Annotated in this window: 12 protein-coding genes; 3 read left to right on the top strand and 9 right to left on the bottom strand. The window is 34.1% G+C overall.

What is annotated here, in order from left to right:
* Positions 1-95: 95 nt before the first annotated feature.
* The 8 genes from LX80_RS12995 to rlmD form a co-directional block, all read right to left on the bottom strand.
* Complete coding sequence (locus LX80_RS12995; protein ID WP_111297092.1) at positions 96-2,786, bottom strand: TonB-dependent receptor; 2,691 nt, start codon at positions 2,784-2,786, stop codon at positions 96-98.
* A 23-nt stretch (positions 2,787-2,809) separates the two neighbouring features.
* Entirely contained in the window at positions 2,810-3,544 is a 735-nt protein-coding gene (locus tag LX80_RS12990; RefSeq protein ID WP_111297091.1) for a GLPGLI family protein, read from the bottom strand.
* A gap of 49 nt (positions 3,545-3,593) precedes the next feature.
* Complete coding sequence (locus LX80_RS12985) at positions 3,594-3,893, bottom strand: hypothetical protein (RefSeq protein ID WP_111297090.1); 300 nt, start codon at positions 3,891-3,893, stop codon at positions 3,594-3,596.
* A gap of 125 nt (positions 3,894-4,018) precedes the next feature.
* Entirely contained in the window at positions 4,019-5,134 is a 1,116-nt protein-coding gene (locus LX80_RS12980; RefSeq protein ID WP_111297089.1) for an endonuclease/exonuclease/phosphatase family protein, read from the bottom strand.
* Between the two features lie 88 nt (positions 5,135-5,222).
* Positions 5,223-6,356, bottom strand: a complete 1,134-nt coding sequence (locus LX80_RS12975; RefSeq protein WP_111297088.1) for an endonuclease/exonuclease/phosphatase family protein — start codon at positions 6,354-6,356, stop codon at positions 5,223-5,225.
* A 7-nt stretch (positions 6,357-6,363) separates the two neighbouring features.
* On the bottom strand, positions 6,364-7,299 hold the full coding sequence (locus LX80_RS12970; RefSeq protein ID WP_111297087.1) for a rhomboid family intramembrane serine protease: 936 nt from the start codon (positions 7,297-7,299) through the stop codon (positions 6,364-6,366).
* A 44-nt stretch (positions 7,300-7,343) separates the two neighbouring features.
* The gene (locus LX80_RS12965) at positions 7,344-8,048 is read right to left on the bottom strand and encodes a rhomboid family intramembrane serine protease (protein ID WP_111297086.1); all 705 of its coding nucleotides are present in this window, start codon (positions 8,046-8,048) and stop codon (positions 7,344-7,346) included.
* A gap of 22 nt (positions 8,049-8,070) precedes the next feature.
* Positions 8,071-9,519, bottom strand: coding sequence for a 23S rRNA (uracil(1939)-C(5))-methyltransferase RlmD (rlmD, locus tag LX80_RS12960; RefSeq protein ID WP_245898063.1), 1,449 nt, complete (start codon positions 9,517-9,519; stop codon positions 8,071-8,073).
* Positions 9,520-9,621: 102 nt separating this feature from the next.
* On the opposite strand from rlmD, the gene LX80_RS12955 reads away from it, so the two are divergent.
* The 3 genes from LX80_RS12955 (at position 9,622) to LX80_RS12945 (ending at position 13,167) form a co-directional block, all read left to right on the top strand.
* Positions 9,622-11,085 (top strand): TlpA family protein disulfide reductase, encoded by a 1,464-nt coding sequence (locus tag LX80_RS12955; protein WP_170120462.1) that lies wholly within the window; start codon positions 9,622-9,624, stop codon positions 11,083-11,085.
* Between the two features lie 100 nt (positions 11,086-11,185).
* Positions 11,186-12,049, top strand: coding sequence for an alpha/beta fold hydrolase (locus LX80_RS12950; RefSeq protein ID WP_111297083.1), 864 nt, complete (start codon positions 11,186-11,188; stop codon positions 12,047-12,049).
* 248 nt (positions 12,050-12,297) lie between these two features.
* Positions 12,298-13,167 carry a hypothetical protein gene (locus LX80_RS12945; RefSeq protein ID WP_146250518.1) on the top strand — a complete coding sequence of 290 codons (870 nt, stop codon included), beginning with the start codon at positions 12,298-12,300 and terminating at the stop codon, positions 13,165-13,167.
* A gap of 259 nt (positions 13,168-13,426) precedes the next feature.
* Here the strand turns inward: LX80_RS12945 and LX80_RS12940 are convergent, their stop codons facing one another.
* Positions 13,427-14,647: an IS256 family transposase gene (locus LX80_RS12940; protein WP_111297081.1), complete on the bottom strand. Its 1,221-nt coding sequence runs from the start codon at positions 14,645-14,647 to the stop codon at positions 13,427-13,429.
* Positions 14,648-14,762 lie beyond the last annotated feature (115 nt).

The raw sequence follows: 14,762 nt of genomic DNA, 5'->3' as shown, positions 1-14,762 counted from the left end.
AGCTGCAAAAGTAGCCAATGTGTACAGTAGCAACAAAAGGAAAATGTGCTGGGTTTTATTAAAGTTTATGAATCATTAAAAAAAGTATGGAAATACTAAAATTTATATTGCAACGAAAACAAAACAAAACGTCGTAGTAGTTGATACTGAGATGAAGAAAAAAAATAAGGCGTAATGCTGTTATTTGAAAAATTGGACTGATTAAAAATGTTTTTGACAGTACAATACATAGCATATTTTTTGTTTTCCGGCTTCCATAAAATACCGGCATCATTTAAAAAAATGTTGTTAGACGTGCCTACATTGCTGTTTAAGGAATTGTAATTCAAATTATAATTTATTTGAAATTTTTTCGCAAACTTATAATGTAATTCCAGCTGTCCAAACAAAGTAGATGATTCATTATTATTAAATAATTGATTTTTGAAACTGTTTCTTTGATAAATTGATATAATTGAAAAATTGAATCCTTTTTCAAAAACGGAATTATATTGTATTTTAAGCTTAAAGCCTTTAGTACTGTTTTGCTGTAAGCTGGCATTATAAATGGCGTATGATTCACCTGTATAATAGCTGGTATTTAATTTTATTTGCGATTTTATGGGTTTGATTAATTTTTCTGCATAACCGTAAAATGCAATGTTATTGCCTAACAATTTATCTTCATTGATTAATTCTTTTTGTATTAAATAAGGCCCGCTGCTGCTGCTTGCTGTTATGTAAGGCTCATAAATTTGGTTATAAAATGAACCAATAGAAAGTAAAATACCGTTACGCAATAAATCTAAATAAGTGTAGGATAAAAGAAAAGTATTTGTTCTGCCAATATTTAAATTAGTAGAGCCATTTTTTAAACTTAAGAATTGTGTAAAAGAAAATCCATACAATAAATTTTTTATGGAAGGTAAATTGTTATTACTTGAGTAACTAATTGAAAAAATGTTTTTAGTATTGGGTTGATAAGCAATTTCAACATTAGGAAGAAAATACATTTTACTAAAATTAGTAGTGGTGTTTGAATTTTGCTTTAGTTGTTGGTATAAGAGCGATGTGCTGAAGGTATAAGTAAAATATTTGTTGATATTGGCGGTAAAGAACGGCTCAACAAAAAAACTGTGATTATTATAATGGCTAGTATTTTGAAAACTACTATTCAGTAAATACAGTGAATCAAAATGATTGAATGCGTAAAGGTTACTATTAAAACGTTCATTGTTATAAGTAAAGCCGGAATTAAATCCAATGCTTTGTCCTTTTTTTAATGTTGTGTGATAATTGGCTTTAATGCTAAAATTTTCCTGATTATTGTTTGTGTTTTCATAAGCAGAATTATAAGGTTTATTTAATTGGAACAAACTATCTGCAATGAAGGGATTGAAGCTAAACTGTTGAGGTAGCTTTCCGTTTTCATAATTAAAATCTACCGTAATCACCTCTTTTTTAAATAGAATAAAAATAAGTTTCAAACTATGCATACCATAAACCAACTTTTGGTTTAAAAGTTGCATTAAAGGTGTATTGTATATATATCCGTTTACTTGATTGTTTGCTTTGTTATAATGAAATAAACCATTGTAAGTTGCCTGAAATTTACTGCCTAAAGTGTAGGTAGGATTTACTTCTAACTGAGTTCCGAATATTTCTTTGTTAATATTATTTTCCTCTGTTATGGTAATTGGGTTGGTTGCATTGAAATAATTTTGTGTTTGGCTATAATATTGAGAAAATGCATCGTTGTTCAATTGGATTTTAGATTTTAACTTAAAGCGTTTAGAAATATTGAACTGACTATTGAATTGATTTAACCAAGACTTATTATCCATTACCCTGCTTTTATCAAAATTATTAGCAATGTTTATGTCCGGTATGTTAATAGCCGGTTGAAGTGTAGTGGCTTTATTGTTAGATGCTGTAATATTTTTTATATCATATTTTGCATTGAGTAGGGGTAACGTTAAATTTCCAATAGAATTAGCATTACTTAATAAAACGAATTTTGCTTTCGGTATTAAGGAAATGGCATTCAATTTTTCTTCATATCTATTAACAGGAACACTTACAGTGGCATCACCAAATACTTTTGCCAATTTATTTTTTTTGAACTTTAAATTTAATACTTGCTTATTGCCTTTACTTCCAGTCTGCGATAAATCTGCTTCATCTTTATAATTATTAATTATTTGAATTTGTTCAAGATTATCCGGATTTATATTTTGCGTTAAGGGTGTATAATCGTTGCCAAATAAATCATCTTTTTCTATTAAAACTTTGTCGATGATTTTGCCATTAAATAGTAAACTGCCATTATCGGCAATTTGAAAGCCCGGCATGGTTTTTAAAAGTGATTCTAGGTTTGAAGCATTGTTTTTATTGAAAGCGTTTACATTAAATGAAATAGTGTCTTTATTTTGAGTAATAGGTGGAATTGTTTTAACATCAACAGGAGGAAGAAAACGATAATTGTGTTGTAATATCACATCAATATTTTTGTGCTCAATCTGGGAACTTGAGAAATGCTTGTAATAAGTATTAAAACCTATAGCTGACACTTCTAACCATAAACTATCCATTTGATTTTTGAATGTAAGTTCATAATATCCCTGTTTATTGGTTAAGTTATAAGCTACAATAGCTTGTTGCGAAGTATCTTTCTTAATTTTTACAATGGCACCTGAAATGGGAGTTTTGGAAGAGTCACGAATAATTCCGCTAATTTTTATAACATTTGTTTGAGCAAATGAAATTTCAACAAATGTTATAAGTAACACCACTAAATAAAGCTTCATTTCTGTGCGGGTATAATTAAAAACTAATTGCTTTTTTGCAATTGCAGCATCATTTTTTCAAAATTGTTGTTATTCTCATTTATCAATTTTTGATACTGTGCTTTTGTTACAAGTTTTGCGTTATTGCAAGGTTGTAAATTACTGTTGTCATTAAAAGGAATTTGAATTTTTTTCAGCTTAATGCTAAAATTGCTGTTATAACTTCCCACTTCTAAAATAAATCCGGGTAAGCCATAAAGTGTTTCAGGACCAAAGGGTACGGGAATGTCAGGGCAATACCATACAAACCCTTTTTGCCCGCTTTTAAATTCAAAGTTGGCTTTTAAACATTTGTATCCTGCAATAGTTAATGTGTCTGAAGTTAGTTCCCAATCACGTGGTGGTATGGTATCATAATAACAATATTTCTTCTCATCAATTGTTGAAGAGCGAATGAAATAGGCATCTTCTATGTTTTTATAAATAGTACGCGTATCAGTTTTAATAAAAAAGCTGTCTAACAATTTAATCATTTCAGCATCATGTAATGAGTCTGATAGGGAATTATATTGTTTTGTTTTAAAATTATTCCAGTTGCGGGCACTGGGTGGGTACACCGTTTCTAAACATTCTTTTGCATTAAACTTTAATACAATGGTTTGGTTCATGGAGTTTCCATTATTGTATGCAAATTCCACATAAGCAGTTTGTTTATTTTGCTGCGCAAGGCTAAATGTGCTTGATATTAATAAAAAAAATATAAGTAACGTATTCTGCATATCTTTCAATTTAAATTATTAAAAAATGCCATTTTAAGTTTGCGGTTTTTTAAATACAGTTTACTAAGCAGGTATTACCTGTGTTAATGAATTGAACATTTTCTATTTCTTTCGTTTCGGTATCAAACTGAATAAACAAAACAGATACTATTATTTTGCTGCCATCGCAGCATTCCTTGTAACTTGCCATTATTTGTAATGCAGGAATAAAGAAAGGTTTTTCTTTAATCTTAATTTTACTCTCATTGTGATGTTTTTTCTTTATAAAATCATTATTTTTTGACGTTGTTGTTGCATGGACTTTTGCCATACAAATGATTGCAATCAAAAATAAATAAATCTTTTTCATTTTCTTAAATTTTGGTTAAAAACATTAAAATGGCATTTTCAAGCAAAATATAAAAAAAAACCACAATGTAAAATTATTTTTAAATATTAAATTTTGCAGTGATTTACTAACGCAGTAAGTACCAATTAAATATTAGGTTTCAATACTACATCGCTTACCAACATAATATGGTCGCTTAAATCTTCATCTACCATATCAAATTGAAGAATTTGAAATTGTGGGTTGGTAAGAATATAATCAATACGTAAAGTGGGTGCTAAACTGATGAAACTGCGGCCAATACCAAAACCTTTGGCCAAAAAGGCATCTTGAAGATTTTGCCGAATATGAAAATAGGTGAAGCTGTTGGGTACATCGTTAAAATCGCCACAAATTAAATAGGGGTAAGGACTTTTGTTTAAATGGGTTTTTACCAAAATAGCTTGAGCCGTTCTTCTTCTAAAAGCCAATAACATTTTTTGTATAATGCCTTTTGATGCAGCCAATGCTTCTTCATTTTGCTTAATTTTTTCCATGCCTTCATAATCATCTTGATTAAACTTGTACGATTGTAAATGCGTAGTAAATACTCTTATGGTATCATTGGCTTTTACAATGTCTGCATATATCAGACTTTCTGCTGTTTTAAAAGGGATACGCTCGGTACGAATAATGGGGTACTTTGAAAAAATAATACATCCCGACTGATAATTATTTTTTCTTCTATAATCCTTCGAAAAAAAATGATAAGGGAAACTGTCGTTGAACAATGCAATATGATTGGCTGACGCATTGCCATTTTCGGCGTTATTAAATTCTTGCAGGCATACTACATCAGGGTTTAGCTTTTGAATGGTTAGCAATAAATCTGAAGGTACTTGCTGTTTGGCGGCTTTGCTTTTAGATAGCCCATTAAAACTTTGTACGTTCCAGCTAATAATACGTAAACTATTAGGGGGTTTTGTTTTAGTAAATCCTTCTTTTATATTACCGGCAAACATTACTTGCAGTTGTTGGTAGCTCAGTAATAAAGCAATGAGTGATAAAAGCAAGTATTTGGGTTTTACAATTATCCAAAAAATAATGAAGAAAATATGGATGAGCGCTAAATAAGGCATTAAAATAGCAATGAAGCTAATGGGTGTAAAATAAGTGGGGTCTATCCACGGACTTAAACAGCCCAGCAGGTAAATAAAAATAATCAGCAGGTTAATACCAATTACAACACGCTTAATAAAAGGCCTGATGAATGCCAATGCCATTGCATAAAAATAGGAATTGTTCGTGTAAAGGCAAAGTGGCTTTGGTTGAATGGTAAATTAGTGGGGAAATGTATTATAGATTAAATAACTATTGCAATTTAATATCTGTAATGCTGGGGTAATGGTCAGATAAATGAAGTGGAAATGTTTTGTGTTGCAATATTTGTATGGGCTTTCGCATTAACATTACATCAATGCGTAAAGTGGGTGAAATACTATCATAAGTGCCGCCTAAGCCCCATCCGGTTTTTAAAAAAGCATCTTGCAGTCCTTTGCTTAAGTAGTGATACACATACGATGAAGGTACCGAATTTAAATCGCCGCAAAACACAAAGGGTTGGTCCGTTGTATCCATTACCGAGCGAATGGTTTTAGCTTGGTTTACATGCACTTTGTCGAAATAGCGTAGTTTGTAAAAAGTTGATTTTTGTAAGAACAAAGTGGTATCGGGTTTATAAAATTGCGATTCCATGGGTAAAGCCTGATTGCCATGTAAATTCATGGAACGCAAGTGTGCATTGATGATTTTAAAATTTTGTTGCCCATATTGTAAGGTTACCCATTGAAATTCTTCTTTAAAGTGTTCCGCATTGGGAAGGGAAATTACAGCAGAATCAATAATGGGTAATCGTGAAAAAATAATTATGCCATTTCGTTGAATACCATAGCCTTCAATGCCAAATGAAAAGTTATTGACAAAGGAACTGTAAGGGTAATGCAATGAATCGCGAATATAGGGAAGAGTGCTTCGAAAATGCCGCCCTGAATCCGTTGCAAAATCCTGAAAGCAAAGCACATCGGCATTGGATTGACGAATAAAAGCCAACATTTGTCTGCGCGGATTACCGGGTGTATCATTCTTGATGGCTGCATTCAAAAATTCGTTTACATTCCATGATAGAATGCGAACACTACCCGCCGGCTTTTCCATTGTGAACTTATTGTTAGGATGAAATCCCCAAATAGCCAGTATATTTTTGTAGCCAAGGCACAAAACAATCCAAAAAAAGAAACTGTATTTTTTAAAGATGGGAATAGATAAGCCACACGCCAATAGCATTGCAGCTAATACCAATGGGTATGCCAATGCTAAAAAAGTTAATGGCCAAAAATGAACGGGATTAATGTAGGGAGTTGCTATTGCAATAATGTAAGGAATACTTAAGCCAATACAAAGAACGCCTAAGGTTGTTTTTATAAATGATGCTTTCCGTGAAGCCATAATGGGATTATAAATCTTTACTGGCTTTCTTTAAAAATTCTTTTTCTTCGTCGGTAAGCATATGGTAACCCTGTTGATTAATCTTATCCAAAATATCGTCTAATCTTTGTTGGGTAACGTTAGGGGTTTTGTTATAAGGCTTAACGGTAGATTGATAAAATAACTTTTCTTTAGTACCGGAAGGAGTATGTTTTTTTTCCGGATTAAATAAATCATCAACCCAACTTACTAATCGGTGCATCCATGCTCCCCAGTCGCGACCACGCTTTAATTGTTGTATGTATAAAAATCCAACTACACCACCTGTAAGGTGTGCAATGGCATTGCCGCCATTTTGGGTAGCAATGGTGGCATAATCAATAGCAACAAATACAAGGGTTAATACCCAAATGGGAATTCCGCCATTAATTAAAGGGAAGATTCGATAATCGGGTGCCAGGGTAGTAGTTGCAATGGCTATGGCCATAACAGCAGCACCACCGCCCATTAAAGCGGGTGTAAATGCCATATTTTGGTACAAAGCAGGAATTAAATTCATGCTTAATATAAATGCAATACCCCCGAAAAAGCCCCCATATAAATAAATTGGAATAATATTTTTATTGCCGGCTAAGTCTTGCAATATGTAGCCAAAGGCCCAAATCCAAAATACCGTGCTAATAATACCCCAAATGCTGTGGGTTGTAAACATATAAGTAAGCAGCGTCCACGCACGGGGAAAGAAAACATCAGTATCGGCGGGAAGTGCTAACCAATCAATAATTTGTTTTTGAAAAAAAAGGGCAGCAGTATTATTGCTATCGTAGGAAATGAAATAAATAATTTTAATGAAAGTAAGGGAAACAAAGAATATTGCATTTACAATGATTAAAAATACCAGAGCATTTTTATCATCGCCCAATAATGGTCTATGGCGGGTATTACGTATTTCACTTAAGTTCATAATATAAAGTTACAATATTCAATTATTACCGCCGTTGTACGGTGTTAATAAAACGTTTTTCGGTTGTTTTTGTTCCAAAAATAAACCAAAATAATGCCTACCAAAGCTCCACCCAAATGGGCAAAATGGGCCACATCATCACCTGCTGAGTTTTTAATACCCAAATACAATTCGAATGCAGCATACATAATTACAAACCATTTGGCTTTAATGGGAACAAAAAAGTAAAGGTAAATTCGGGTGTTAGGAAATAAATAACCAAAAGCTGCCAAACAGCCAAACACTGCCCCTGATGCGCCAATGGTAGCTTCATTTAGTTTAGCTAAAAAATTATTTCTGTATAAATCTTGTGTGGCGGGATCTAAACTGTTAAATGCTTCAATTAAGTGTTGAGTTTGAAAATACAGTACAATTAAATGGCTGAATGCTGCTCCTAAACCACATACAATATAAAAAGTTAAAAAACGTTTTGGCCCCCATAAGTTTTCTAAAACTGAACCAAACATCCATAAAGCGAACATATTGAAGAAAATATGTTCAAAACTGCCATGCATAAACATATGGGTAATTAGCTGCCAAGGGCGAAATAAGGGGCTTTGAAAAGCATGTAGGGCAAATAAATTATCCATATTAACAAAACCCTGACGGCCAATGGTCATTTGAGCCAGAAAAACCAAGCCATTAATAATAATCAGGTTTTTTATAACAAGGGGTAAAATTTGAAATCGTCCCGGCCTAAATTCAGTCATGCTACAATTTTATGGTTTACAACTATATTGATTTTAACGTTAATTGCACAATGTTTTCTATATGAAAAGTATGCGGAAACATATCAACCGGCTGCACTTTGGTTACATTATATTTTTCTGACAGTAAAGCTAAATCGCGAGCCTGTGTAGCCGGATTGCAACTGACATAAACGATGCGTGGTGCAGCAATTTCCAGCAATTTTTCAATTAACTTTTCATGCATACCGGCCCTTGGAGGGTCGGTAATAATTACATCGGGTTTACCATTTTTGGCAAAAAATGAATCATTGCAAATTTTTATAACATCACCGGCATAAAAAGCAGCATCTTTAATATTATTCAGTGCCGCATTTTCTTTGGCATCGGCAATGGCTTCTGCAATGGTTTCAACGCCCACAATTTTTTTTGCCTGTTTACTAACAAAAATACCAATACTTCCAGTTCCGCAATATAAATCGTAAACAGTTTCGTTGCCTGTTAATTCGGCCATTTGCCGGGTATATTGGTATAGTTTTTCTGCTTGTGCAGTGTTGGTTTGGAAAAATGATTTAGGGCCAATTTTAAATTGATAATCCTCTAATGTCTCCAAAATATAACCGGGCCCTTTATAAGTGTTTACGTTTAAATCGTAAATACTATCATTCCATTTAGGGTTAATGGTGTACAGTAAAGTGGTTATTTCAGGAAATTGTTGGTCAATGGTTTGCAATAAAGCTTCGCGAAGTGTAGGCTCATCATACGCTAAAACAATATTCACCATTAATTGTCCCGTTCGGGTTAAGCGTATCATTACATTGCGTAACCAGCCGGTATGTTGGCGAGCATCGTAAAATGGAATGCCATTTTCACGTCCAAAGTTTACTATGGCTTTGCGAATAGCATTGGAAGGTTCATTTTGTAAATAACAGGTATCTATTTCAACTACTTTATCAAAAATTCCTTTGGCATGAAAACCACCGTAGCCTGCAAGGGTATCGGCAGGTATTGCTTCTGCAGGCAGTTGTTTAAAGTCGGACTTGGGAATATATTTTTTATTAGAAAAAGTAAATTCAATTTTATTTCGATATCCCCGTGTGGTATCTGCCCCCACAATGGGTTCAAATGTTGGCAAAGGAATTTTGGCAATACGGGTTAAATGATCATACACTTGTTGTGCTTTATACTGCAATTGCAAATGATAGGGTAACATTTGCCATGAGCAACCTCCGCAGGTACCAAAATGGCTGCAAAAAGGTTGTTCGCGTTGTGGCGAAAGTTTTGTGAATGAAAGGGCTTCACCTTCTGCCCAGTCTTTTTTATTCTTGTGTAATAAAACATTGGCAATGTCACCCGGCACGGCTTTCTCCACAAAAATTACTTTGCCATTTACACGGGCAATTGATTTGCCTTCGGCAGCATAGTCTTCTACCAATACATTTTCCAGAATTATGCGTTCTTTCTTTTTTCTCACAGCCGCAAAAATAACATTCACAGGCTTAGTTTAGCAGTTTAGCCGGAATTATTGGGGTTTTTATGGAAGGATTAACGGAATTCTTTAATGCAATGCTTATTTTTACACAGTATAATGAATATTATGAAGAACCTATACCTTGCATTTTGTATTAGTCTAGTAACATTAGTTAATGTTTGTGCACAGACAAATAAATCCAATAATATCAATACAACCGGTCACAATATTCACATTCAACTAAAGCCCTATAAAAATACTACCATTTATTTAGGCACTTATTATGGCAAAGGGAAAACATTGGCCGATTCAGCTTATTTAAATAGTAATAGTGAAGGTGCATTTAAAGGTACAAAGCCATTAACAGAAGGTATTTATTTTGTAGTATCACCACAATACACCATTCAGTTTGAAGTATTGGTGGGTAAACAACAACATTTTAGTATTGTAGCCGATTCGGCTAATAAACTTCAACCGGTTATTACCGGCTCACCTGATAATACCCTGTTTCTTCAATATTCGCAAGAAAGTTATAAGTTGGGCAGTGATATTGATGCTTTACAAAAACAGTTGGCCCAACAACACAACCATACCGATTCTGTAAAAATTGAAAGTGAAATAAAAACGGCAAGTCAGAAATTACATCAGGCCCGCGAAAACATTATTCATCAACATCCACAGTCGTTATTGGCTTTCTTACTACAAGCCATGCAAAGGCCTGAAATACCTGCTATTCCGGTAGTAAATGGCAAGCCCGATTCATTATACCCATTTCGTTATGTAAAAGAACATTATTGGGATGATGTTTTATTTAATGACGACCGCCTTTTACATACACCTTTTTTTGAACCCAAACTAGATGATTATTTTAAATATTATGTTTCACCCGAACCCGATTCTATTATTAATGAAGTGAATTATATCTTGCTTTCAGCCCGTACCGGTAAGGAAATTTATCCTTATTTGCTTACCAAATTCACTAACAAGTATTTGAATCCGGAATATATGGGGCAGGATAAAGTTTTCTTATTCTTGTATGAAAATTTTTATGCAAAAGGCGATACCGTTATTTTAAATGCCGAATCTAAAAAAATGATAACGGATAGGGCTTATAGTATGATGGCTAATCAAATTGGTGCAGCTGCACCTGAATTGAATTTAACCGATACTGCCGGAAAAAATATTTCACTATACAGCCTTAAAGCACCCTTTACTGTGGTAGTATTCTGGGATCCTACCTGTGGTCATTGCAAAGAAGAATTGCCTCGTATTGACTCTATTTACAAAGCTAAATGGAAAGCAATGGGGGTAAAATTATACAGCGTAAACGTAAATGAAGCCAGGATGGATGACTTAAAGCAATTTGTAAACGACCACCATTTTAGCCCCGATTGGATTTTAACTTATCAAACCAAAGCGGCTCGCCAGGCCGAACAAATTGCCAATGAACCCAATTATCGGCAATTGTATGATGTGTTTAAAACACCCACCTTGTATTTGTTAGATGCGGATAAACACATTATTGCCAAACAATTAACCATTGAGCAAATTGATAATTTGATGCAAGTAAAACGAACCCCAAAACAATAATTGTTTTTTAAGGCAAAATATAAATTGCTTGTTGTATTTTACTTATTCAATTGCAACCTAAAGTGTCTTCCATAGCAGGGTTGTTTCAAATATTTACAATATGCAAAAATTTAAGCTATTGCTTTTTTGTGCTGCATTGCTGCTGCTTGCACAACCATTATTAGCACAGAATGGCACACCTTCACCCTTTGATACAACTATGTATGGCCGTAATGAAAAAGCAGGGCATTACGTACATACCCGTGGTATGAATATGTATTATGAAACATATGGTAACGGTGCCCCCTTGCTGATTATTCATGGTAATGGTGGTTCTATCAATAATTTTTTATACCAAATTCCCTATTTCTCAAAAAACTATCAGGTAATTGTGGCTGATAGCCGGGCGCAAGGTAAAACTGCCGACACCGGCGATTCATTGAGTTATGAAATGATGGCCGATGATTTAAATGCATTACTCGATTCATTACACAAAGACTCTTGTTATGTAATTGGCTGGAGCGATGGTGGCATTAATGGTTTGCTGTTGGCCATTCGGCATCCTGAAAAAGTGAAAAAATTAGCAGTTACCGGTGCTAATTTATGGCCCGATACTTCAGCTGTTGATGCATGGGTGGTACAAACAACATTAGACCTAAATGATTCTTTGGCAAAAATGAAACCCACACCAGAAGTAAAGCGGGAACGTAAGTTGGCTCATTTATTATCTTATGAGCCCCATATTTCACTGGCACAATTGCACACCATTCAATGTCCAACATTGGTAATTGGGGGCGATCACGATGTAATTAAACCCATACATACTTTGTTAATTGCCGAAAGTATTCCTAAATCCTATTTATGGATACTGCCTAATTCAGGGCATTCAACCCCCATTGTTTATAAAGATGATTTTAATCGGCAGGTTGATTTGTTTTTCAAAACACCCTATCGCATTATAGAAAAGGAAGCAAGATTTGAATAAATTCCTAAGCAGTGCTTTTGCTTGCTTAGCAATTTTTTTCTGTTTTGAAAAAAACCTTTTTACTTCAGTTTATTTAAATTTTTGTGTTTACCTCTTTGCAATAGAAAAATGTCTATATGAGCATTTTGAGCTTTTGTTCTAAAAATTGCAATGAATAATTGAATTTAAAAATAAACCGCTTTGTGAAAGCCCAACTTATATTCAGACTTCCCTTTTTTATAGCAATTTTTTGCTATAGTTGTTCAAAAGTGCCTGCACAAAGACCCTCTAACGTGCAGCAAAATTCAGAGCTTTTGAGTGATGATGGTATTATACAAATCAAATTAGATTTAACAAGGGGTGGGGCAATTAGTTATATTTCTTTGTCTGGAAGTGATCGTAATTTAGTTAATATACACGATGAAGGCAGGTACATTCAACAATCTTATTATGCGGGCAAGCCTTTGAATCGTATTGCGGAAGGGCAAAATCCTGCCTGGTCGCCTTGGCGTTGGAATCCAATTCAAGTGGGTGATAGTTATGGCAATCGTGCACAAATATTGGATAGTAAAACAACGGGCAATACGCTATATGTAAAATGTATTCCCATGTTATGGGACATGAATAACAAACCTGCCCAGGCAATTATGGAACAATGGAATATTTTAAATGGAAATGTAATTAAGGTGCATTGTAAACTTACATGTCAAAGAACCGATAACTTATATGCAGAAAACATTTCAAATGCTCAAGAGTTGCCGGCTGTTTATCCGATAGCTTCACTCAATAAGTTAGTTACCTATTTAGGTAATAGTCCGTTTACAAATGATACCTTAAGTACACCAACGGTAATAAATCTATCAAGTGGCTTTTGGGGACGTTATTCAAATGTAACAGAGAATTGGATGGCTTTTGTTGATAGTACAAACTGGGGTATAGGTGTTTATAATCCAAATTGTACCTCATTTTTAGCAGGTATTTCCGGCAAACCCAATGGAGAGAGTCTTGATGCATCTACCGCTTACATAGCACCTACTCTTAATGTAATTCTAAACAAGAATACTGTTTTTGAATACGACTATTACTTAATTGTAGGCACAATATCACAAATAAGAAATAAAATATATCAACTAAAATAAATTTGATAAAATTGAATAGAATTTCATTTATCCCTATTTTTTATTGATGATGATTTTGTGGGAATAAAATTTCAATCAACTTATCCAACCAATTATGGGTGAAAAATTGAAAATTTCAAATGCTAATCAGCTTTCAAATAATCATTTAGGTGCAATACTTTTTTAAATATGAATTGAGAGAAGTTTTATTGCTTGGAGAATGTTAAAATAACTGTGTAAGCAGAGATAGAGAGTAGTTTAGAAAACTGCGTAAAGGGTATTAAGTTTTTACATCACACCTTTGTTCACCAAAGATATCAATAAAATTAAGTAACATCATTGGCCAAGCATCTTGAGGCTGCGTCCATTTTTTCTGTATTTGCATCAGAGCCAGGTAAACAACCTTTTCCAGCGACTGGTCATTCGGTAACATGGTCTTGTTTTTTGTGTATTTGCGGATGATACGATTAATGTTTTCAATGATATTTGTTGTATAAACGATTTTTCTGATGCAGGCAGGAAATTCAAAGAAAGTAGCGAGATTAACCCAATTGGTTTTCCATGATTTGGCTATGTAGGGATACTTTTTACCCCATTCAGTTTCAAAATTTTCCAGATAGTGTAATGCCGTGCTTTCATCGCAGGCATCATAGACTTTCTTAAGAGCTGCAGCTACAGCTCTTCTATCTTTCCATACTACAAATTTCAAAGAGTTTCTTAGTTGATGAACAATGCATATTTGTGTTTTTGTCAACGGATAAACTGTATTGATAGCTTCTGTAAAACCTTTAAGATTGTCCGTACTGCTCAGCAGTATATCTTCCACTCCACGACTTTTTAAGTCGGCCAAAACATTCATCCAAAAAGCGGCACTTTCATTGTTACATAGCCACATGCCTAATACTTCTTTATATCCTGTGTTGTTAAGCCCTATAGCTATCTGTACCGACTTGTCTTTCACTTTTCCTTCCTGACGTACCTTGAAAATGATGGCATCCATCCATACAATCATATATACCTTATTCAATGGCCTTTGTTTCCATTGGTCAATATGTTCAATAAGGCGATCTGTGACATGAGAAATGTGTGCTTCGCTCATAGATACACCATAGAGGTCTTTAATGGCACTTTCAATATCGCGAGTACTCATTCCATGCGTATATAGGGTGAGAACATGATCTTCAATCTCTTCCATAATCCTTTTTCGTTTAGGAACAATTAGAGGTTCAAAACTGCTATCCCTGTCCCTTGGAACTTCAATACTGATTTGACCTAGTTTTGTTTTGATCTTCTTGCTTGTTTTACCGTTGCGACTATTGGGGAAGGAGGAGGCTTCTGCCGAATGCTTTTCATACCCAAGGTGGTTGTCCATCTCTGCCTCCAACATCTCTTGAATAGCTTCTTTGAATACTTCCTGCAACAGATTGCTTACACCGGTAGTACTCTTCTGCTGTTTTACTTGTTCTTTCAGCAGTTGCTTTAAAAGTTCTTTGTTTGTCATATAATTTACTGTGTTTTAAAGGTAATTAATCGGCAGTCAACCCAAACTACTCATCTCTACTCATCTTTTAGCCTTTGACTGCCTCACCCCTTTACACAGTTTTCTAAACACTACC

The organism is Hydrotalea sandarakina, assembly GCF_003254115.1.
Classification (GTDB): domain Bacteria; phylum Bacteroidota; class Bacteroidia; order Chitinophagales; family Chitinophagaceae; genus Hydrotalea; species Hydrotalea sandarakina.
The sequence above is the reverse complement of the archived record's forward strand: the minus strand, read 5'-3'. Positions and strand labels throughout refer to the sequence as shown.

Bases quoted from the DNA above. Each gene is read 5' to 3' on its own strand.
- LX80_RS12955 (WP_170120462.1), top strand. From the start codon at position 9,622: ATGAAGAACCTATACCTTGCATTTTGTATTAGTCTAGTAACATTAGTT.
- LX80_RS12975 (WP_111297088.1), bottom strand. From the start codon at position 6,356: ATGGCTTCACGGAAAGCATCATTTATAAAAACAACCTTAGGCGTTCTT.
- LX80_RS12995 (WP_111297092.1), bottom strand. From the start codon at position 2,786: ATGAAGCTTTATTTAGTGGTGTTACTTATAACATTTGTTGAAATTTCA.
- LX80_RS12985 (WP_111297090.1), bottom strand. From the start codon at position 3,893: ATGAAAAAGATTTATTTATTTTTGATTGCAATCATTTGTATGGCAAAA.
- LX80_RS12940 (WP_111297081.1), bottom strand. From the start codon at position 14,647: ATGACAAACAAAGAACTTTTAAAGCAACTGCTGAAAGAACAAGTAAAA.
- LX80_RS12990 (WP_111297091.1), bottom strand. From the start codon at position 3,544: ATGCAGAATACGTTACTTATATTTTTTTTATTAATATCAAGCACATTT.
- LX80_RS12965 (WP_111297086.1), bottom strand. From the start codon at position 8,048: ATGACTGAATTTAGGCCGGGACGATTTCAAATTTTACCCCTTGTTATA.
- LX80_RS12950 (WP_111297083.1), top strand. From the start codon at position 11,186: ATGCAAAAATTTAAGCTATTGCTTTTTTGTGCTGCATTGCTGCTGCTT.
- LX80_RS12980 (WP_111297089.1), bottom strand. From the start codon at position 5,134: ATGGCATTGGCATTCATCAGGCCTTTTATTAAGCGTGTTGTAATTGGT.
- LX80_RS12970 (WP_111297087.1), bottom strand. From the start codon at position 7,299: ATGAACTTAAGTGAAATACGTAATACCCGCCATAGACCATTATTGGGC.